Annotated in this window: 16 protein-coding genes; 5 read left to right on the plus strand and 11 right to left on the minus strand. The window is 69.6% G+C overall.

The features are described from left to right. Nucleotides 1-3: 3 nt before the first annotated feature. From NCO8_RS10590 to NCO8_RS10605, 4 genes are read right to left on the minus strand one after another with little or no spacing between them, the layout of a single operon-like run. The gene (locus tag NCO8_RS10590) at nt 4-537 is read right to left on the minus strand and encodes a DUF4334 domain-containing protein (RefSeq protein WP_067638550.1); all 534 of its coding nucleotides are present in this window, start codon (nt 535-537) and stop codon (nt 4-6) included. A gap of 11 nt (nt 538-548) precedes the next feature. Further along, complete coding sequence (locus NCO8_RS10595; RefSeq protein WP_067638552.1) at nt 549-2,213, minus strand: GMC oxidoreductase; 1,665 nt, start codon at nt 2,211-2,213, stop codon at nt 549-551. After that, the gene (locus NCO8_RS10600) at nt 2,210-3,658 is read right to left on the minus strand and encodes a flavin-containing monooxygenase (protein WP_067638554.1); all 1,449 of its coding nucleotides are present in this window, start codon (nt 3,656-3,658) and stop codon (nt 2,210-2,212) included. The genes NCO8_RS10595 and NCO8_RS10600 overlap by 4 nt, the downstream gene beginning before the upstream one ends. Beyond that, entirely contained in the window at nt 3,655-4,449 is a 795-nt protein-coding gene (locus NCO8_RS10605) for an alpha/beta fold hydrolase (protein ID WP_067638556.1), read from the minus strand. The genes NCO8_RS10600 and NCO8_RS10605 overlap by 4 nt, the downstream gene beginning before the upstream one ends. Nucleotides 4,450-4,601: 152 nt before the next feature. Between NCO8_RS10605 and NCO8_RS10610 the strand changes: the two genes are divergently transcribed. Next, nucleotides 4,602-5,267 (plus strand): TetR/AcrR family transcriptional regulator, encoded by a 666-nt coding sequence (locus tag NCO8_RS10610; protein WP_067489773.1) that lies wholly within the window; start codon nt 4,602-4,604, stop codon nt 5,265-5,267. Here the strand turns inward: NCO8_RS10610 and NCO8_RS10615 are convergent. From NCO8_RS10615 to NCO8_RS10625, 3 genes are read right to left on the minus strand one after another with little or no spacing between them, the layout of a single operon-like run. Further along, entirely contained in the window at nt 5,256-5,909 is a 654-nt protein-coding gene (locus tag NCO8_RS10615; RefSeq protein WP_067638558.1) for a TetR/AcrR family transcriptional regulator, read from the minus strand. The two genes, NCO8_RS10610 and NCO8_RS10615, sit on opposite strands and share 12 nt — an antisense overlap. Nucleotides 5,910-5,940: 31 nt before the next feature. Continuing rightward, the gene (locus NCO8_RS10620) at nt 5,941-7,029 is read right to left on the minus strand and encodes an NAD(P)-dependent alcohol dehydrogenase (protein ID WP_067638560.1); all 1,089 of its coding nucleotides are present in this window, start codon (nt 7,027-7,029) and stop codon (nt 5,941-5,943) included. Continuing rightward, nucleotides 7,029-7,496 (minus strand): DUF4334 domain-containing protein, encoded by a 468-nt coding sequence (locus NCO8_RS10625; protein ID WP_067489764.1) that lies wholly within the window; start codon nt 7,494-7,496, stop codon nt 7,029-7,031. The genes NCO8_RS10620 and NCO8_RS10625 overlap by 1 nt, the downstream gene beginning before the upstream one ends. A 93-nt stretch (nt 7,497-7,589) precedes the next feature. On the opposite strand from NCO8_RS10625, the gene NCO8_RS10630 reads away from it, so the two are divergent. Beyond that, complete coding sequence (locus NCO8_RS10630; RefSeq protein ID WP_067489761.1) at nt 7,590-8,141, plus strand: TetR family transcriptional regulator; 552 nt, start codon at nt 7,590-7,592, stop codon at nt 8,139-8,141. On the opposite strand, the gene NCO8_RS10635 is transcribed toward NCO8_RS10630, so the two are convergent. After that, nucleotides 8,138-8,779, minus strand: a complete 642-nt coding sequence (locus NCO8_RS10635) for a TetR family transcriptional regulator (protein WP_067638562.1) — start codon at nt 8,777-8,779, stop codon at nt 8,138-8,140. The genes NCO8_RS10630 and NCO8_RS10635 overlap by 4 nt on opposite strands. A gap of 163 nt (nt 8,780-8,942) precedes the next feature. On the opposite strand from NCO8_RS10635, the gene NCO8_RS10640 reads away from it, so the two are divergent. Further along, entirely contained in the window at nt 8,943-9,875 is a 933-nt protein-coding gene (locus NCO8_RS10640) for an oxygenase MpaB family protein (protein WP_245655306.1), read from the plus strand. Here NCO8_RS10640 and car read toward each other — a convergent pair. Continuing rightward, on the minus strand, nt 9,836-13,258 hold the full coding sequence (car, locus tag NCO8_RS10645; RefSeq protein ID WP_067638565.1) for a carboxylic acid reductase: 3,423 nt from the start codon (nt 13,256-13,258) through the stop codon (nt 9,836-9,838). The genes NCO8_RS10640 and car overlap by 40 nt on opposite strands. Next, complete coding sequence (locus NCO8_RS10650; RefSeq protein ID WP_067638567.1) at nt 13,255-14,787, minus strand: carboxylesterase/lipase family protein; 1,533 nt, start codon at nt 14,785-14,787, stop codon at nt 13,255-13,257. The genes car and NCO8_RS10650 overlap by 4 nt, the downstream gene beginning before the upstream one ends. Nucleotides 14,788-14,873: 86 nt before the next feature. Here NCO8_RS10650 and NCO8_RS10655 point away from each other — a divergent pair, with 86 nt between their 5' ends. Then, the gene (locus NCO8_RS10655) at nt 14,874-15,623 is read left to right on the plus strand and encodes a uracil-DNA glycosylase (protein WP_067639978.1); all 750 of its coding nucleotides are present in this window, start codon (nt 14,874-14,876) and stop codon (nt 15,621-15,623) included. Nucleotides 15,624-15,628: 5 nt separating this feature from the next. Here NCO8_RS10655 and NCO8_RS10660 read toward each other — a convergent pair whose 3' ends face one another. Then, entirely contained in the window at nt 15,629-16,198 is a 570-nt protein-coding gene (locus NCO8_RS10660; RefSeq protein ID WP_084456903.1) for a TetR/AcrR family transcriptional regulator, read from the minus strand. A 95-nt stretch (nt 16,199-16,293) separates the two neighbouring features. Here NCO8_RS10660 and NCO8_RS10665 point away from each other — a divergent pair, with 95 nt between their 5' ends. Beyond that, the gene (locus NCO8_RS10665) at nt 16,294-16,725 is read left to right on the plus strand and encodes a tautomerase family protein (RefSeq protein ID WP_067638569.1); all 432 of its coding nucleotides are present in this window, start codon (nt 16,294-16,296) and stop codon (nt 16,723-16,725) included. Nucleotides 16,726-16,808 lie beyond the last annotated feature (83 nt).

Here is a 16,808-nt window from a genome sequence, read left to right on the forward strand (position 1 = left end):
CGGTCAGTCGCGGGTGAGGATGAAGAAGTACGGGTCCGGGAGGCGGCGGTAGTCCATGATGCCCAGGACCGTGGTGGGGTCGACGCGGCGGAAGGTGTCGATGATGGGCAGATGGTCGTAGATCATCGCGGTGGTGACGGTGCCCCGGTGGTTGATTTCCCGCAGGCGGGCGCGGTGCCGGGCGGTGCGCAGCGTGGGTGCCAGCAGGTCGAGGCGTCGGCGGGTCTGCTCGACGACGGCGGTGGGGATCTTGTCGACCAGTCCCAGGGGGATGCGTTTCGGGTCGACCGGGAAGATGTCGCCCTTGGGGGTCGCGAACAGCAGCGGGTGAACGTTGTCGGGGCCGTCGAATTGTTTGCCGTACCAACCGGAGGCCGCGAGCAGGCCGTCGAGCCGGTGGCCGGTGGCCAGCTCGCGGCCGTGCCAACGGCCGGTGAGGTCGGTGGGCGCGACGGGTGGGAGGCTGTCGAACAGGGCGAGCGCGTCGTCGCGGCGGCAGGCGGGTTCGAGTGCTGCCAGACGGTCGGCGGCGGACATGCGGGTTCCTCTCAGACGGGCAGGCGCAGGGCGCCGGGGGCGTCCGCGGGGACGGCCGGGCGGCGTGGCGCGACGGGAGTGATGCGCCGGTAGGCGGCCCCGAGCTCGGGGCGTGGGTCGGGCTCACCCTTGTTGGGCCAGAACGCCATGGCGCGTTCGGCCTGGGCGGTGATGGTCAGTGACGGGTTCACGCCGAGGTTGGCGGTGATGGCGCTGCCGTCGGCGATGTGCAGCCCCGGATACCCGTACACACGCTGGTAGGGGTCGATGACACCGGTGTCGCGGGAATCGCCGATGGTGCAGCCGCCGATGTAGTGGGCGGTGGCGGGGATGTTGAAGATGTCGGTGGCGATATTGCCCGTGATGGCGTCGGATTTGTCGGCGTAACGGCGGGCGATGTCGTGGGCGAGCGGGATCCACTCCGGATTGGGTTCTCCCGCACCCTGTTTGGTGACGAGCCGTCGCCCCTTCAGGTACGAGGTGAGCGAATTGTCCAGCGACTGCATCACCAGCAGGATCACCGATCGCTCCGACGCGCCGCGCGCGTTCTGCGAGCGCAGGAACTGCACCGGATGCAGCAGCATGGTCAGCAGCAGTCGCAGGAACCGGAACGCCCCGCCGTCGACCATCGGCACCGTCTGTACGAACAGCGCGTTCTGCCCCTTGCCGTAGGTGCAGACCTCCACGTGGGTCTGTGGTTCGGGGTGGATCGAGGACGTGATGGCCACGCCCTGGGCGAAGTCGCGGCGGGTCTTGCTGGTGACGCCGATGATCGCCTCGGAATTGCTGCGCGTCAATTCGCCGACGCGCGAAGACAATTCGGGCAAGGTGCCGTTGCGGCGCAGGGTGTGCAGCAGCTTCTGGGTGCCGAGCGCGGCGGCCGCGAACACCACCTGTTCGGCGGTGAAGGTGCGGCGGTCCTTGCGCAGCAGGCCGTTGGAGCGCACGGTCTCCACCCGGTATCCGCCTGCGCCGTCGGGGGTCACCGAGGTGACCGTCGTCAGCGGATGCACCTGCGCGCCCTGGCTTTCGGCCAGGTGCAGGTAGTTCAGGGTGGTGGTGTTCTTGGCGTTGTGTTTGCAGCCGGTGAAGCATTCCGAGCAGTGGATGCAGCCCGCGCGGCGCGGTCCGGCGCCACCGAAGTAGGGGTCCTCCACCTCGACCCCTTCAGCGCCTTCGTTGAAGAACACGCCCACGTGGGTGCGGTGGAAGGTGTCGGCCACACCGAGATCGGTGGCGACCTGCAGCAGCACGTCGTCCTTGGGCCCCAGCTTCGGGTTCTCGACCACGCCGAGCATTCGTTTGGCCTGGTCGTAGTAGGGGGCGAGTTCGGACTTCCAGTCGGTGATGTGCGACCAGGCGCGGTCGCGGTAGAACTCGGGCAGCGGCTCGTAGAGGGTGTTGCCGTAGATGAGCGAACCACCGCCCACACCGGAACCGCTGAACACCAGGCACTTGCCGAGCGCGCTGATGCGCTGCGGCCCGGTCAGCCCGAGCCGCGGTGCCCAGATCGCTTTGGGCACATTCCAGTTCGTCTTCGGGTAGTCCTCGGCGTTCCAGCGGCGACCGGATTCGAGCACACCTACCCGGTAGCCCTTCTCGGTCAGGCGCAGGGCGGTCACGCTGCCGCCGAATCCGGAGCCGACGACGATCACGTCGTAGTCGTAGCTGGTCATGGAACCATCACCTCGTAATCGGCGGGATCGAACCGCGCCTGTTTGCGGTATTGGACTCCCAGCAGGGGCCAGTTGGTGGTGATGCGGCCGTCGGCCTGGCGGTACCAGGACGAACACCGGCTCCACACACTGTCTGCCAGGAGTTCCTGAATGCGGGCGTCGTAGGCCTTCTCCACCTCGGGACGCACGGCGAGGGGTCGACCGGTCGCCGCGAGATGGGCGACGTAGCGGCCGAGGTATTTCGCCTGTGCCTCGAGGAAGTAGATGATCGAGCCGCCACCGGTGTTGGTGTTGGGCCCGTACATGATGAACAGATTCGGGAACCGGGGCACGGTGACGCCGTAGTAGGCGCGCGCTCCCGCCTGCCATTCCTGGCCGAGCGTGCGGCCGCCCGCTCCGGTGATCGTCATGGGTGCCAGGAACTCGGTGGTCTTGAAACCGGTCCCCCAGATGATGACGTCCACCCCGTGCTCACGTCCGTCGACGGTGCGTACACCGGTGGGCGTGATCTCGCTGATCGTCTCGGTGCACAGTTCCACGTTCGGCTCGGTGAGCGCGGGAAGGTAGTTGTCGGAGAACAGGATTCGTTTACAGCCGACGTCGTAGTCGGGCCATACCTTCTCGAACAGTCCCGGCACCGCCTTGGTCTGGCGGCGCATGTGCCACTTCGACCAGGCCCGGACGGCACGGGCCAGGGGCCTGGCGTAGACCCAGGCCACGCTGAGCCCTTCGACGACGCCGTACCAGGTGCCGCGTTCGGCCAGCTCGGTGGCGGGCACCTTCTCGAACATCCGGTGGTGCAGGCGCCCGAATTCACGGTCCGGTCGCGGGATGATGTAAGGCGCGGTGCGCTGGAAGACGGTCAGATTGCCCACCCGCGGCTGGATCTCGGGGACGAATTGGATCGCACTGGCCCCGGTACCGATCACCGCGACGCGTTTGCCGGTGAGGTCCACGTCGTGGTTCCACTGCGCGGAGTGGAAACTGCTGCCTCCGAAGGTTTCGCGTCCCGGAATGTCGGGCAGGGCCGGGCGCGAGAGCTGCCCGACAGCGGAGACCACGACGTCGACGACCACGGTCTCGCCGCCGGCGAGCGACACCGTCCACTTGCCGGTCGCGTCGTCGTAGGCGGCGCCGAGCACCTCGGTGCCCAGGCGCAGGTGGCGGCGCACGTCGTAGGTGTCCACGATCCCGCGGATGTAGTCGAGGATCGCTGGTTGCCGCGAGAACCGGTGCGGCCAGCGCGGATTGGGTGCGAAGGAGAACGAGTAGAACGGCGAGGGCACGTCACAGGCGGCACCGGGATAGGTGTTGTCGCGCCAGACCCCACCCACCTCGTCGGCCTTCTCGAAGACGACGATGTCGTCGAAGCCCCGCTTCTTCAGTTCGATGACGGCGGCCAAGCCGCCGAAACCGCTGCCGATGACCGCGATGGACGGTGTCATGCGTTCCTCTCGAGGATCAGACGCGCGCAGTCGCGCGGCGCGTCGCTGAACGGCAGGTGCCCGCAGCCGGGCAGGTCGATGTGCCGGGCGAACGGCAGCACGGCGCGGGCGCGGGCGCTCTGGGTGCGGTGCACGAGGACGACGTCGCGGGTACCCCAGGCGATCGTCACCGGGATGTCGGTGAGCGCGCCGAAGTCCTGGTCCGGTGTCAGCACGTAGTTGTCGAAGTCGTCGCGGGCGGCGGTGAACGCGCTCGCCCCCGCGATTCCGGCCAGGTCGAGGCGCGCGGCGGCCGGGGTGACCAGGGCCGGGCGGCCGAACATGGCCGAGAGCAGCAGCACCCGTCCCGCCCGGTGGTCCATCGATCGAGCCAGGACCGGGCCCGCCGCCCGCGCGGCGCCGCGCATGCCGGTGAGCAGCGTCTTGGTCCATCGCAGTCCGGCTCGGTCGTAGAAACCGATCGGGGAGAACGCGGTGACCGCCGAGGCGATACCGGTGCGACCCAGTTCCAGCGCGATCCCGCCGCCCATCGAACTGCCCACCAGGTGGGGGCGCTCGATCTCGTTGTCGGACAGCCACTGCGCGAGCCAGGTCGCGTACCCGCGTGGTCCGGGTTCCACGCCGGGAACGAGCGGGGACTCGCCGAAGCCGGGCAGGTCGAGCGCGATCACCTCGTGTTCGGCGGCCAGCGCGTCGATGATCGGGGCGAATACCTGCCATCGGCTGCCGAGACCGTGGACCAGCACGATCGGTGCGCCGGTTCCGCGGCGGTGGTGGGAGATCTGCGTCATCGCAGCCCTTCGTGCAGGAAACAGTTACTGCGTACGGTTTCTTGATTTCACCAGCCCGGGACTTCCCCGTCAATAGCGAGTTACGGCCGGGTGTGTCGGAGACCGCGCTCACAGTATCGCGCAACTATTCGGCAGGGCGTACGATTTCTTTCGTGACCGAGCAACGCCCCCGCCGCACCCAGGCGCAGCGCCGCGCCTCGACCCGGGCCCGCATTCTGGCCTGTACCGCCGAGTGCCTGCTCGAAAGCGGCTACGCGGCAACGACGGTGAGCGCCGTGCAGGAACGCGCCGGATTGGCGCGCGGCACCGTGCAGCACCACTTCCCCACGCGCGCCGAGCTGCTCGTCGCGGCCACCACCCAGGTGGTCGACCAGCGGCTCGAGCAGTTCCGTCGCGAGGCCGAACTGCTCCCGCCGGGCCGCGACCGGTTGCAGTCGGTGGTCGACCTGGCCTGGCGCGACCTGAACAGCCCGGCCTTCTTCACCGCCCTTGACCTGTGGGTGGCCGCGCGCACCGACGCCGAACTGCGCGACCGGCTCGTGCACGAGGAACAGCGGGTGTTCACCGAGATGCGCAGGCTCTACCTGGAGGTGCTCGGGGAGCCCTATGCCGCCGACCCGCGCGCGGAGCTGCTGGTGGAGTTCACCATCGACCTGCTCACCGGCCTGTCGATGACGGCCATGCTCACCGGCACCCTCGGCGAGCGCGAGGCCGTGGTCCGTCGCTGGAAACGCGCACTCGCGGTGCTGGTCGGTCAGCTGCCCAGCGACGAACTGCTCGACGGCAGCCCGTTGCCGCTCACCGCGTCAGCGGGCTGAGCCCTTGGTGTCGCGGTTGACGACACCCACCGACGACAGCCCGTGCCAGCACAGCGTCACGGTCATCTCGACGGCCTCGTGCTTGGGGATCGGGCGGCCCGCGTCGAGCCAGTGCCGTGCGGTGGAGTGGCTGGCGCCCACGAGGCTGAACGCGCAGGCGAAGGCGCGCACGTCGTCCATGCCCGCGGCGCGCAGCTCGGCGCTGACCAGGACCGCGCAGGTGTTCATGGCATCACGCACCCGCCACTGCACGCACGGTTCGCTCGGCACCGGTGATTCGAAGACCAGCGTGTGCCCACCCGCGTCCTCGTCGACGAAATCGAAGTAGGCGCCGACCGCACGGCGCACCTTCTGTTCACCCTTGGTTCCCGCCAGCGCGTTGCGCACACCGTCCACCATGCGGTCGAGGTAGCGCTGCAGGACCGCCAGGTAGAGGTCGAGTTTGCTCGCGTAGTGGGTGTAGAGGACCGGTTTGCTCATGCCCGCGCGGCTGCCGATGTCCTCCATGCTCGTGCCGTGGTAACCGTAGGCGACGAACACGTCACGGGCGGCGTCGAGCACCACCTGGCGCCGTTGGGCACGGGCGGCGTCCACACTCGCTGCGGGTTCGGTCGCGAGGTCTTCGCTGTGGAGAATCGTCATGCGTTGTCCTCGGTCTCGCGGGTCGGGCCGTTCACCATGTCAGCACCGGCTTGATGACCTTACCGGTGCGCTGATCGTGCAGAGCGGCGGCAATGTCGGAAGCGGGGTAGCGGCTGACGAGTCGATCGACCGGGAAGCGGCCCTGCGCGTGCAGGTCCAGCAGGTGGGGAATGAAGGTGGCGGCGACGCTGTCGCCTTCGAGGCAGCCACGAATCGTCTTGCCCTGCAAGACGATGTCGCCGACATCGATGGGCGGGGCACCGCGGCCGAGACCGACGGCGACCACGGTGGCGCCGATGCCGAGGGCGGCGACCGCGTCGCCGAGCACGGCCGGTATTCCCGTGGTGTCCACCGCGTGGGTCGCGCCGCCGCCGGTGAGCTCACGCACCCGTGCCGCCGTCGCTTCCCCGGCCGGGTCGACGGCGGCGCGGGCACCGAGCTCGAGGGCGAGTTCCCTGCGCGAGGAGGATGTTTCGACGACGACCACCTCGACGTCGGGCACCGTGCGTGCGGCGAGCAGGGCGGCCATGCCGACCGCGCCCGCGCCGTAGACGACGAGGCGGGCGCCGGGTTCGGGGCGAAGCACGTTGAGGACCGCGCCGGCACCGGTCTGGAATCCACATCCGAACGGTGCGGCCAGGGCCGGGTCGATCGCCGGGTCGACGACCACGGTGTTGTCCTCGCTGCTCAGCGCGTAGCCGGCCAGACTGGACTGTCCGAAGAATCCGGACAGCACCGGCGCTCCGTCGACCAATACCCGAGGGGTGTCGTCGGCGCGGCGGCCGAAGTTGTTCAGCGTGGTCGCGTGCAGGCAGTAGGCGGGTCGGCCCGCACCACAGTTGGCGCAGTCGCCGCAGTGGCGGAAGGTGAGCACGACGTGGTCTCCCGGGCCGACGGCGCGCACTCCCGGACCGACGGCCTCGACCACCCCGGCGCCTTCGTGCCCGAGCAGGATCGGCCGGTCGACCGCACCGGCGCGGCGGGTGGCCAGGTCGGTGTGGCAGATGCCGGTGGCGGCCATCCGGACCAGGATCTCCCCGGCGCGCGGCTCGTCGATCTCGACCGTCTCGACGGAGAAGTCCGCCGCCGGATCGCGCGACAGCACGGCCGTGGTGCGCATCAGCTGTCCCGTTCCAGCAGGAAGTAGAAGTACTGCCCGCCCGCCAGGACCAATTCGGGGCGGCCGTTCATGATGCCCATCAGGGTGTTGTCGTCGAGCCATTTGAAGTGGTCGAACACCGGGCGCCCGTCGTAGACCATCGTGGCGGTGACCTCACCGCGGAACTCGATGTTCCACAGCGTCGCCTCGCCCTGCCCCATCTCGACGTTGGAGAACAGGGTGCCGTCCTCGGCTCGGCAGATCAGTGGTTTGGCGTCGTCGAGGGCCAGGAAGGTCTTGCCGTACCAGCGGCTGGCGGGCAGCGCTTTGCACAGCCGGTGACCGGTCTGGAAGGCGTCGCCGCGCCACTGCCCGAGGATGTCCTCGGCGCGCGCCGGGCGTAGCCGCGTCCAGATCTCGTCGAGTTCGGCGGTGGACACACCTTCGTTCTGTGCCCGGAGTTGTTGCCAGCGTGGCTGTTCGGCCATGGGTGTCCTCGTCTCGCCGTTACCCGAACCAGGTGGTTCGGGATTGACCATAGTTCCGAACCAGATGGTTCGGCAAGGGGTAACATCCAGCGCATGCGAGCGGCAGGTGAGGCAACCAGGGAGCGAATTCTCGCCGCGGCCAAGGCGGAATTCGCCGAGTTCGGCATCGCGGGCGCGCGGATCAACCGGATCGCCGAGGCCGCGCATGCCAGCAAGGACCGCCTCTACGCCTATTTCCCCGGGAAGAAGGATCTCTACGCCGCCGTCACCGAACGCTGGGCCAGCGAAGCCTCCGCCCGCACGGCCATGCGCGCCGAGGATCTGCCCGGGTACGTCGGACGTCTCTTCGATCATTTCCTCGCCAATCCCGACGATGCCCGTTTGCAGGCCTGGGCCGATCTGGAACCGGCCGAGGAGGAGGTGGCGCGCGCGTTGCGCGAGATGGTGGCGAGCAAGCTGGCCGAGTTGCGGCGCGGGCAGCGCGAGGGGCTGGTGACCCCCGACATCCCGGCGGCGTTGCTGCTGCGCATGCTCACCGACCTGGCCCGCACCACCGCCGTCCATGCCGCTCAGGCCGGTGGTGAGCATGTGGCGACCCAGCGCGCGGCGACCGTGCTCGCGGCCGCGCGCATGGTCGCCCCCTAGCCGCCGGGGACGGTTTCGACCTGCAGCAATTGCCGGGCGATCAGGTCGGTGAGATGAGCTCGGGTGGTGTCGAATTCCCCGCGCATCCAGGCCGCGACGAGCTCGAGCGTGCCGCTGACCACCGTGTAGGCGGCCATGTCGGTGTCCAGCGGCGTCGACATCGGTGACGGGTGCAGCTCGCGGCTGACCGCGGCCATGGCCCGTGCGATGGCGTGCTGGGTGGCGAGCCGGGCCCGCTGGAGGGCTTCGGTGCTGTGAGCGTTGAGCAGCAGCGCGTGGCGGCGTGGGTCGTCGAGCAGGAAGCCGAGCGCGGCATCGGCGGCGGCATGGACCTGGCTGTGGATGTCGGGTTCGGCCGCGTGGGTGGCCGCGACGACGGCGGCGATGCCCTCGGCGGTGAGCTCTTCGACGAGGGTGGTGAGCACGGCGTCGCGATCGGCGAACTGTTCGTAGAAGTAGCGGTCGTTGAGCTTGGCCCGAGCACAGACCGCGCGTTTGGTGACGGCGGCGGCGCCGTCGGCGGCGAGCAGGTCGAGGGCGGCGTCGAGCAGGGCCGCGCGCCGGCGGGCGCGGCGTTCGTCGGCCGCCACTCCCCTGTAGGCGCGGGGGGACGTCGCGGTGTCCTCGGTCTTGACCATGGCCCCATTGTGGTGCACGCTGACACCACACGAGTTTCTGGTGTCGCATGGCACCAGAATTGCGGAGGGTGCCGACCGGACCCATGCGGTCGCGGCGCCGGAACAAAGGAGTTCACCGATGACCTGTCCCGTGTCTCATCAGCCAGCCTCTACCGATGATGGTGTGCCGCACGATGTTTCGGCTGCCGTCGAGAGATTCGAGCGGGTCGGCGGTTCGGTGCTGTTCGGGCTTTTCGCCGTCGGGCTGTTCGACCAGCCGATGCTGCCGCCGGTGTCGGCGGCGCTCGAGGCGACGGGGCGGTCCAGATATGAGCCGTGGGCGCGCGCGGTGCGCACCGCCGCCGCCGACCAGCTCATCTACCACGGCACCGAGGCCGACGCGGCCGCCGAGGCCGAGCGCCTGATGCTGCTGCACCGTGCGGTCAAGGGCGTCGGCCCCGACGGGCAACGCTATTCGGCGCTCGAGCCGCAGGCCTGGAACTGGATTCTGTACTCGACGTTCTTCGTTCAGCGCGGCGCCTATATCGCGTTGACCGGCACCGAGCCGACGGCCGCGCAGAACCAGGCCGTCTGGGATCACTACCGGCGCAAGACAATCGGACTGCACCTGCGCGGCCGCAACGCCCCGATCGAGGACTATCGCGAACTGGTCGCCCACTACGAACGGATGGCGGCCGAGGAACTACGGGTGACCCCGGCACTCGAGGCGGCCACCGCGTCGGTGCGCCAAGCACCGCGCCCGGATTTCCTGCCCGCGGCCACCGGTCCGCTGTGGCGGGTGGGTTCACCGGTGCTGAGCCATGTGGTGATGCTGCTCGGGTGCGGCATCATGCACCCGCAGGTGCGGGCCCGCATGCCGATCACCTGGACAGCCCGCCACGACACCGAGTTCCGGGTACTCACCGCGCTGCTGCGGACCGCGTTCGACCGGCTGCCCGCCACCGTCACCGATTCACCGATGGCTCGCAACCGCCGCCGCTACGAACGGCTGGCCGGCAAGTACCGCCGGGTCGGGCTCACCTCGTTCGCCCCCGACCCGGCGTTGCGGCCCGTCGGCTACGCCGAGACCGAGTCGGTGTCGAACAGTCCGAGCTGAGCAAGGTCGCGCACGTACTTGTCGATCAGGTCGCGGCCCAGCTGCGGAATGTCCGGGGCGCCACCGATGCCGGCGGCCCGCACGGCGGCGCGGAAGCCGTCGGCGGGCAGCGCCGAGCCGGCCAGCGGGCGGGCCGGATGCCGGTAGGCGTGCAGCAACGGCAGCAGGGTGTGTTTGCGTCGCGGTTCGGGTAGGGCGCTCAGGGCGGTGGTGAAGCGGTCGAACCATTCGTCGTAGTCGTCGATGCGGTCGATGTGGTGACCGGCCTCGATCAGCCAGTCGACGAAGTCGTCGAGGCAGATGCCGTCGTCGTGGGGGTTCACGACATCGTAGGTGCGGTATCCGGCGGTCGGAGCCAGTGCGGTGATCGCGGCGGCGACGAAGTCGGCGGGCAGCCCGTCGTAGTGCGCACGACGGCGCCTGCCCTCGGAGTCGGTGCGGTAGAACGACTTCGGTGCCGATCCGGTGACGAGCACACTGAGCAGCAACCTGGTGAAGACGTCGGGCACGTTGAGCTGACCACGGTAGCGGCGGTGGGCCAGGATCATGTCCGACCGGAACACCGCGACAGCCAGCCCGAACCGGTCGGCGGCTTCGCGCAGCAGTACCTCACCGGCCCATTTGCTGTTGCCGTAACCGTTGGCGTAGCCGGTGTCGAGGCGGCGCACGGGGCTCATGGTCCGTACGTCGCCGTCCTCGGTGAAGTCGGCGATCTGGGCGGCGACGGCCACCGTCGACAGGTAGCTGACCGGCTTGCGGGTGCTGGTCGCGGCCAACCGGATGATCTCGGCGGTGCCGACCACATTGGGCCCGAACAACTGGTGGTAGGGCAGCATGTGGTTGACCAGCGCCGCCGAGTGCACGATCAGGTCCACATCGCGGGCCAGCCGCTGCCATATCTGCTGGGGCAGACCGAGTTCCGGTGCGCCGATGTCGCCGGGCAGTACCTCGAGGGCGCGGTCGGCGAGGGCCCGGAAGTGCTCGGTCAGGGCGGGGTCGCTGTCGTAGGCCGCGTCGAGGCGGGTGCGAGCCGAATCGGCGTCGGCGCCGCGCACCACACAGATCACGGTGCCACCGAGCGGGGCGAGGCGTTCGAGCAGTTCCAGCAGCAGGAATCGGCCGAGGTAGCCGTTGGCGCCGGTGAGCAGCACGGTCCGCGCGGGCGTCGCGGCCCTCGGCAGATCGGGGGCGGCGGTGATGGTGCCGGTGTCGAGGAATTTGTCCAGGGTGAGGTCTGCTGCCCGGATCTCGGTGGCGCCGCGACCGTGGATCGTCTCGGCGTCGAGGGTCGCGGGGCACGCGGTGATGTAGCCGGTGAGGGCGGCCAGCGTGCTGTCGGGGCCGAGCAGGACGTTGACGGGGACCTCGACGTCGAGGAGTTCGCGCAGCAGTGTCGAATACGACAGCGCCGCAAGCGAATCACCGCCCAGGTCGGAGAATCGGCTGTCGGCGCGCAGGGCGGCGGGATCGCAGCCGAGTATCGCGCCCGCGGCCCGGGCGACGACCTCGGACACGGCGAGACCGGGGGCGTCGGCACGTAGCCGGCGCAGTTCGTCGTCCTGGCGTCCGGCCAGCTCGTCGTAGAGCTGTTCCAGGCGCTGTCCGTAGCGCTCTTTCAGCTTGGGGCGCAACAGCTTTCCCACTCCGGAGAGCAGGCCGTTGTCGACGGTGAACGGTTCGGGTTCGACGAGGAAGGCGCGTGGGATCTCGTACGGTTCGAGTTGTGCCCGCACGGCGGCCCGGTGCAGCGCGTCGCTGATCGCGGCATGGGCCTGTTCGGCGGGCAGCGGGCGGGCCGGGACGACGACGGCGAGCAGGAACGCGCGATCACTGCTGCCGTAGACATAGATCTGATGGATCGGGTCCTCGCCGGCGAACACCGCTTCCAGACGCGAGACCGTCACGAACTCACCCTGCGACAGCTTGATGACGTTGTTGCGCCGGTCGACATAGGCCAGCCGGTCGGGTGCGAGTTCGGCGACGATGTCGCCGGTGCGGCAGAAACCGTCGGCGTCGAACACTTCGGCGGTGACCTCGGGGCGCCGGTAGTAACCGGCGATCATGGTGGTGGTCTTGAGCAGCAGTTCGCCACGCGGGTACGGCTTGTCGGTGCCGAAGTAGCCCAGTTCGGGGACGTCGACGAGCTTGTAGTCCAGCACCGGCGGGCGCATGACACGGGTGTCGAAGATGACGCCACCACCGGTCTCGGTCGACCCGTAGCCGTCGTGCAGCCGCAGCTCGAGCACCGATTCGACGAACGCGCGCAGCTCCGGTGCGATGGGGGCGCTGCCACACGACACCGTCAGCAGGCGACCACCCAGGAGTTGTTCGCGCAGTGACGTTTTCACCTGGTCGTCGGTGAGTTCGGGGTGGTGTTCGCGGGTGCGGCGGTAGTGCTGCTGGATCATCTCGCACACGCGCGGGACGAGGAAGATCTCGGTGGGCCGCACCAGGGCGATGTCGTCGAAGAGTGTCGACGTGTCCGGTGCGGCGGTGAAGTAGGCGGTGCCGCCCCGGGCGAGGGCGGCGTTGAGGGTGAGTCTGGCCGCGATGTGGCTCATCGGCAGGAAGTTCAGGTTGATGACCGCGTACGGACGCACCGGCTGCCACCCCGCGGCGACGAGGCGGCGGGTGTACATCGCACCCTTGGGTGTTCCGGTGCTGCCGGAGGTGTAGATCAGCAGGGCCAGCGCGTCGTCGTCGGGTTCCACGCGGGGGGCGGGCTCGGCTGTCAGTCCTTGTTCGACAGTGTCGGCGAGAGTGCGTATTCCGGGGAAGTCGTGGCGCGCTTCGTCGAGCAGCTCGCGATGCCGGTGGTCGTCGGCGAAGAAGTCGAACACCACGAGCGTCGTGGCACCCGAGGAAACCACCTCGACAGCTGTCCCGAGATACGCGATGTCGACCGCGAGGACCTTCGGTGTGGTCTCGTCGAGAATCGAACGCAGCTGGGTCGAGCTCGCGCCCGACTGCAGCGGCACGGCCACCGCTCCGAGGTGGATCACGGCCAGGTCGAGCACCGTGTAATCGACCCCGGTGAATCCGAGCATCGCCACGAAGTCCCCGGCGCGCACCCCGTCGGCGTACCAGGCCGCCGCCACCGCCCGCGCCCGGTCCCACAGTGTGCGATAGGTGATCGTCTCGAAGTCGGGGACGATCCGCCGCACCGCTCCCCCGGGTTCGGGCACGAGTTCGGTGCGCCGGAACCCGAGCGCGGGCCGGTCGGCGTACCCGGTCATCGCCGCCTCGACGATCTCACCGAGCGGCAATCCGGGTGTGGTGACGGTGGCGTGCACCTCGTCCGAGGGGCGCGCGGCCCTGACCTGTGGGTCCTCGGTGAGCAGTGCGGTGAGGCGCCGCGCACCGGTGTCCTGGTCGAGGGTCATCCGGCGTTCTCCGTCCTGGTCTGCCCGTCGGTCGGACCGGCGATGCGTACGCCTTGCCACGCACGGCGGATGGCCGGGTCGGGATCGATGAGGACGCGGGTCGGGTGGTCGAAGATCTGGGTGGCGCGGTGGTCGGCGGTGTAGGCGGGCCAGGCGGGCAGGGGGCTGCCGGTGCGGGCGAAGCTGAGCCAGTTGTCCTGCATGGCGCGCTGGACGGCGAGGAACGCCCGGTACCCGCCCGCCGCGGTCATCATGCGCCCGACCGGGGTGTTCACCCAGCCGAAGACGGGGATCAGGTCGAGGGCGTGGGTGGCACCGAAACCGGCCAATCGCAGTGCGCGCGGGGCGAAGTCGAAACGGTAGGCGTAGGTGGGCGCGTGCGGGCTGTGTCCTTCGAGGACCTCGAGGGTGGGGCGCAGGAACATGAAGTCGCCGCCGATGCGCACGGCGGTCGCCGGGCTCGGGTAGCCGGGGTAGCAGGCGGCGACACGTTCGAGGGCACCGGCTTCGCAGCGGGCGAAGGTCGTGGTGAGCTGGTCCTCGGTGTGCGGTACCGCTTTCACGAAACGCTGGAACAGGGTCGCCTCGTCGCGGTTGGTGCCGACGATCAGCGGCACCCGGTGGGCGCGGCCCGCGACGATCGCGTCCAGCGGCGCCTCGGGCAGGAACTCGCCGTCGGCGACGGGGGCGTAGGCGAAGCTGCCGGGTTCCTCGCGCATGGCGCGGCCGAGGGCGCGGTCGGTGGCCCGGCACAGCGCGCTCGCCGAGGTGGTGGTGAGGGCGGTGACGGCGTCGGCCGGGTCGGCACCCAGTCGCTCGAGGCAGCGGCGGGCGAAACGGTGCGCGTCCTCGCGGGTCATCGTCCAGTCGGCGGGGGCACTCTGGGCGATCGCGCGGTGGAACAGGCCGCGCGCGGCGGGGGTGGCCATCAAGCTCACCACGGCGTGCGCGCCCGCCGATTCGCCGAAGATCGTCACATTGCCGGGGTCGCCACCGAAGGCGGCGATATTGCGCTGCACCCACTCCAGCGCGGCCACCTGGTCGCGGAGCCCGAGGTTCGCGTCGAAAGGGCGCTCCGGCGTGGAGAACTCGCTGAAGTCGACATAGCCGAGACCGCCGAGCCGGTAGTTCACCGACACCACGATCACGTCGCCACGGACCGCGAGCCGGGCGCCGGAGTACATGCTCGAGGTGCCGATGACATATCCGCCGCCGTGGATGAACACCATCACCGGACGCGGTGTATCCGACGATGCCGCGGGGGCGGTGACATTCAAGGTGAGGCAGTCCTCGCCCACCGGTTGCCAGGTGCGCGGGCCGATCCGGGCACCGCTGGGGTGCTGGGTCGCCGCGAAACGGAAGCGGTCGGCCGCACGCACGCCGGTCCAGGGACGCACCGGCTGGGGTGCGCGCAGGCGCAGGTCGCCGACAGGAGGGGCCGCGTACGGTAGGGCGCGCCAGCGCACGACACTGCGGCCCGCTCGACCGCGCACGACTCCGTCGGCGGTCACGATCTCGATGGGCATCATCCCTTCACAGTACGTGGTACCGCCGGTACCACGTGGGTGGTTCGGTACGACGGGTTACCGGATTTCCCACGACCTAGGATGGGATGATGGCCGCCGAACCGAGCGACCCGGAGCAGGCGCCGCTCGCGGCGGGCAATGCGGGCACCCTCGCCGAACTCGATGCGCTGGTGTCCTCGTGCCGGGCTTGCCCCCGTCTGGTCGCCTGGCGCGAGCAGGTGGCGCGGGAGAAACGGGCCGCGTTCCGCGACGAGGACTACTGGGGCAGGCCGGTGCCCGGTTTCGGCCCCGCCGATGCCCGGATCCTGGTGGTCGGGCTGGCACCGGCCGCGCACGGCGGCAACCGCACCGGGCGCATGTTCACCGGCGACGAGAGCGGCAATGTCCTGTTCGCGGCCCTGCACGCGGTCGGCCTGTCGACCGGTTCGCACCCGGTCCGCGCCGACGACGGCATCGAACTGATCGACCTGCGCGTCACCGCTCCCGTGCACTGCGCACCGCCACAGAACAAACCCACCCGCGACGAAACCCTGCGCTGCGCACCGTATCTGAGCCGGGAGATGGAACTGCTCGCCACCACCTTGAAGGTGATCGTCGTCCTCGGCGCCTTCGGCTGGCAGGCGCTGTTCACCGTCCTCGCCGAAGGCGGCTGGACCATCCCCCGCCCCCGCCCCCGTTTCGGCCACGGCGCCCAGGTGGTCCTCACCCACCCGGACGGGCGAACGGTGACAGTACTCGGCTGCTACCACGTCAGCCAGCGCAACACCTTCACCGGCATGCTGACCCCCGCCATGGTGCGCGAGGTGCTGCGGCAGGCCAAGGCGATCGCGGACTCCTGAGCGGGTCAGCCCGCGCCGAGCACTTGTTCGAGGTGTTCGCCGATGCGATCGAGTGCCCGCGTGCTGCGCTCGGCCCGGCACATGGCCACGCTTCCCTCCACGGCGGCGACGACCATAGTCGCGGTGCGGTCGGCGTCGGCCCGCTCGGCCCCCTGCGCCTGTAGGGCGCCGCTCAGTAGGTCGGTCCACCGGGCGAACGCGGCGGCCGCGGCGATGCGTGGCGCACTGTCGTCGTCGGGCAGATCTTCGACCGCCACCGCCAGGACCGGACATCCGGCCCGGAAGTCCGTGTCGACCAAGATTTTTCGCCACAGACCGAGAAAAGCGCGCACTCCTTCGACCGGCCCGTCGGTGAGTTCGCGCGCGAGCAGGGCCGCGGTGCGGTCGCCGGCGTAGGTGACCGCCTCGGTGACCAGCTGGTTCTTCCCCCCGGGAAAGTAGTGGTAGGTGGAGCCGAGGGGCGCCTGGGTGTGCTTGGCCAGTTCGCGCACGCTGGTGGCGTGCAGGCCACGGCGACGGATCATATCGGCGGCACCGGCCACCAGCTTCTGTCGCGATTCGGGGGAATCAGCCACCTCGACCTCCTTTCTATAGCAGTCGTCATAGAGTAGCCTTCTCGACTTATAACGACTGTTATAGACACGGTCGGCCGACGAACCAGGAGTGCACCATGCCGATGATTCACCTGACCGCCCCCGCGGGCGCCCTGACCGGACAAGCCCGCGCCGGCCTCATGACCTCACTGCCCACGGCCCTGCTGACGTGGGAAGGAGCACCCGACACCGCGTTCTTCCGCGCCCAGGCGTGGTGCCGTATCGAGGAGGTCGCCGAGGGCGCTTTCGCCGCCCTCGGCGACGATCGACCGAGATTCCGTGTCGACGTGACCGTCCCCGAGGGTGGCCTGTCGGACCGCCGCAAGGCCGGACTCGTCACCGAGGTCACCGACCAGATCCTCGCCGCCGCCGGGCTCACCGAGGCCGACGCGCTGCGCGTATGGGTACTCGTCCACGAGCAGGCCGAGGGCACCTGGGGCGCGGGCGGGCACATCGTGAAGTTCCAGGAGCTCGCCGCCCTGGCGAAGGGGCAGCGCGACCAGGCCTGAACTGGTCACGCCACGAAATCCGGTCGGGGTGGTTCGGGTGGGGAAGGTCGGGTATGCGCGCGGTGTGAACAGCATTCGAGAGA

The sequence above is a fragment of the Nocardia coubleae NBRC 108252 genome (assembly GCF_001612805.1).
Taxonomy (GTDB): Bacteria; Actinomycetota; Actinomycetes; order Mycobacteriales; family Mycobacteriaceae; genus Nocardia; species Nocardia coubleae.

What these genes read in the sequence shown, in the direction of transcription:
- NCO8_RS10590 (WP_067638550.1), bottom strand. Translation starts at nt 537, where the DNA reads ATGTCCGCCGCCGACCGTCTGGCAGCACTCGAACCCGCCTGCCGCCGC.
- NCO8_RS10595 (WP_067638552.1), bottom strand. Translation starts at nt 2,213, where the DNA reads ATGACCAGCTACGACTACGACGTGATCGTCGTCGGCTCCGGATTCGGC.
- NCO8_RS10600 (WP_067638554.1), bottom strand. Translation starts at nt 3,658, where the DNA reads ATGACACCGTCCATCGCGGTCATCGGCAGCGGTTTCGGCGGCTTGGCC.
- NCO8_RS10605 (WP_067638556.1), bottom strand. Translation starts at nt 4,449, where the DNA reads ATGACGCAGATCTCCCACCACCGCCGCGGAACCGGCGCACCGATCGTG.
- NCO8_RS10615 (WP_067638558.1), bottom strand. Translation starts at nt 5,909, where the DNA reads ATGACGATTCTCCACAGCGAAGACCTCGCGACCGAACCCGCAGCGAGT.
- NCO8_RS10620 (WP_067638560.1), bottom strand. Translation starts at nt 7,029, where the DNA reads ATGCGCACCACGGCCGTGCTGTCGCGCGATCCGGCGGCGGACTTCTCC.
- NCO8_RS10625 (WP_067489764.1), bottom strand. Translation starts at nt 7,496, where the DNA reads ATGGCCGAACAGCCACGCTGGCAACAACTCCGGGCACAGAACGAAGGT.
- NCO8_RS10630 (WP_067489761.1), top strand. Translation starts at nt 7,590, where the DNA reads ATGCGAGCGGCAGGTGAGGCAACCAGGGAGCGAATTCTCGCCGCGGCC.
- NCO8_RS10635 (WP_067638562.1), bottom strand. Translation starts at nt 8,779, where the DNA reads ATGGTCAAGACCGAGGACACCGCGACGTCCCCCCGCGCCTACAGGGGA.
- car (WP_067638565.1), bottom strand. Translation starts at nt 13,258, where the DNA reads ATGACCCTCGACCAGGACACCGGTGCGCGGCGCCTCACCGCACTGCTC.
- NCO8_RS10650 (WP_067638567.1), bottom strand. Translation starts at nt 14,787, where the DNA reads ATGATGCCCATCGAGATCGTGACCGCCGACGGAGTCGTGCGCGGTCGA.
- NCO8_RS10655 (WP_067639978.1), top strand. Translation starts at nt 14,874, where the DNA reads ATGGCCGCCGAACCGAGCGACCCGGAGCAGGCGCCGCTCGCGGCGGGC.
- NCO8_RS10665 (WP_067638569.1), top strand. Translation starts at nt 16,294, where the DNA reads ATGCCGATGATTCACCTGACCGCCCCCGCGGGCGCCCTGACCGGACAA.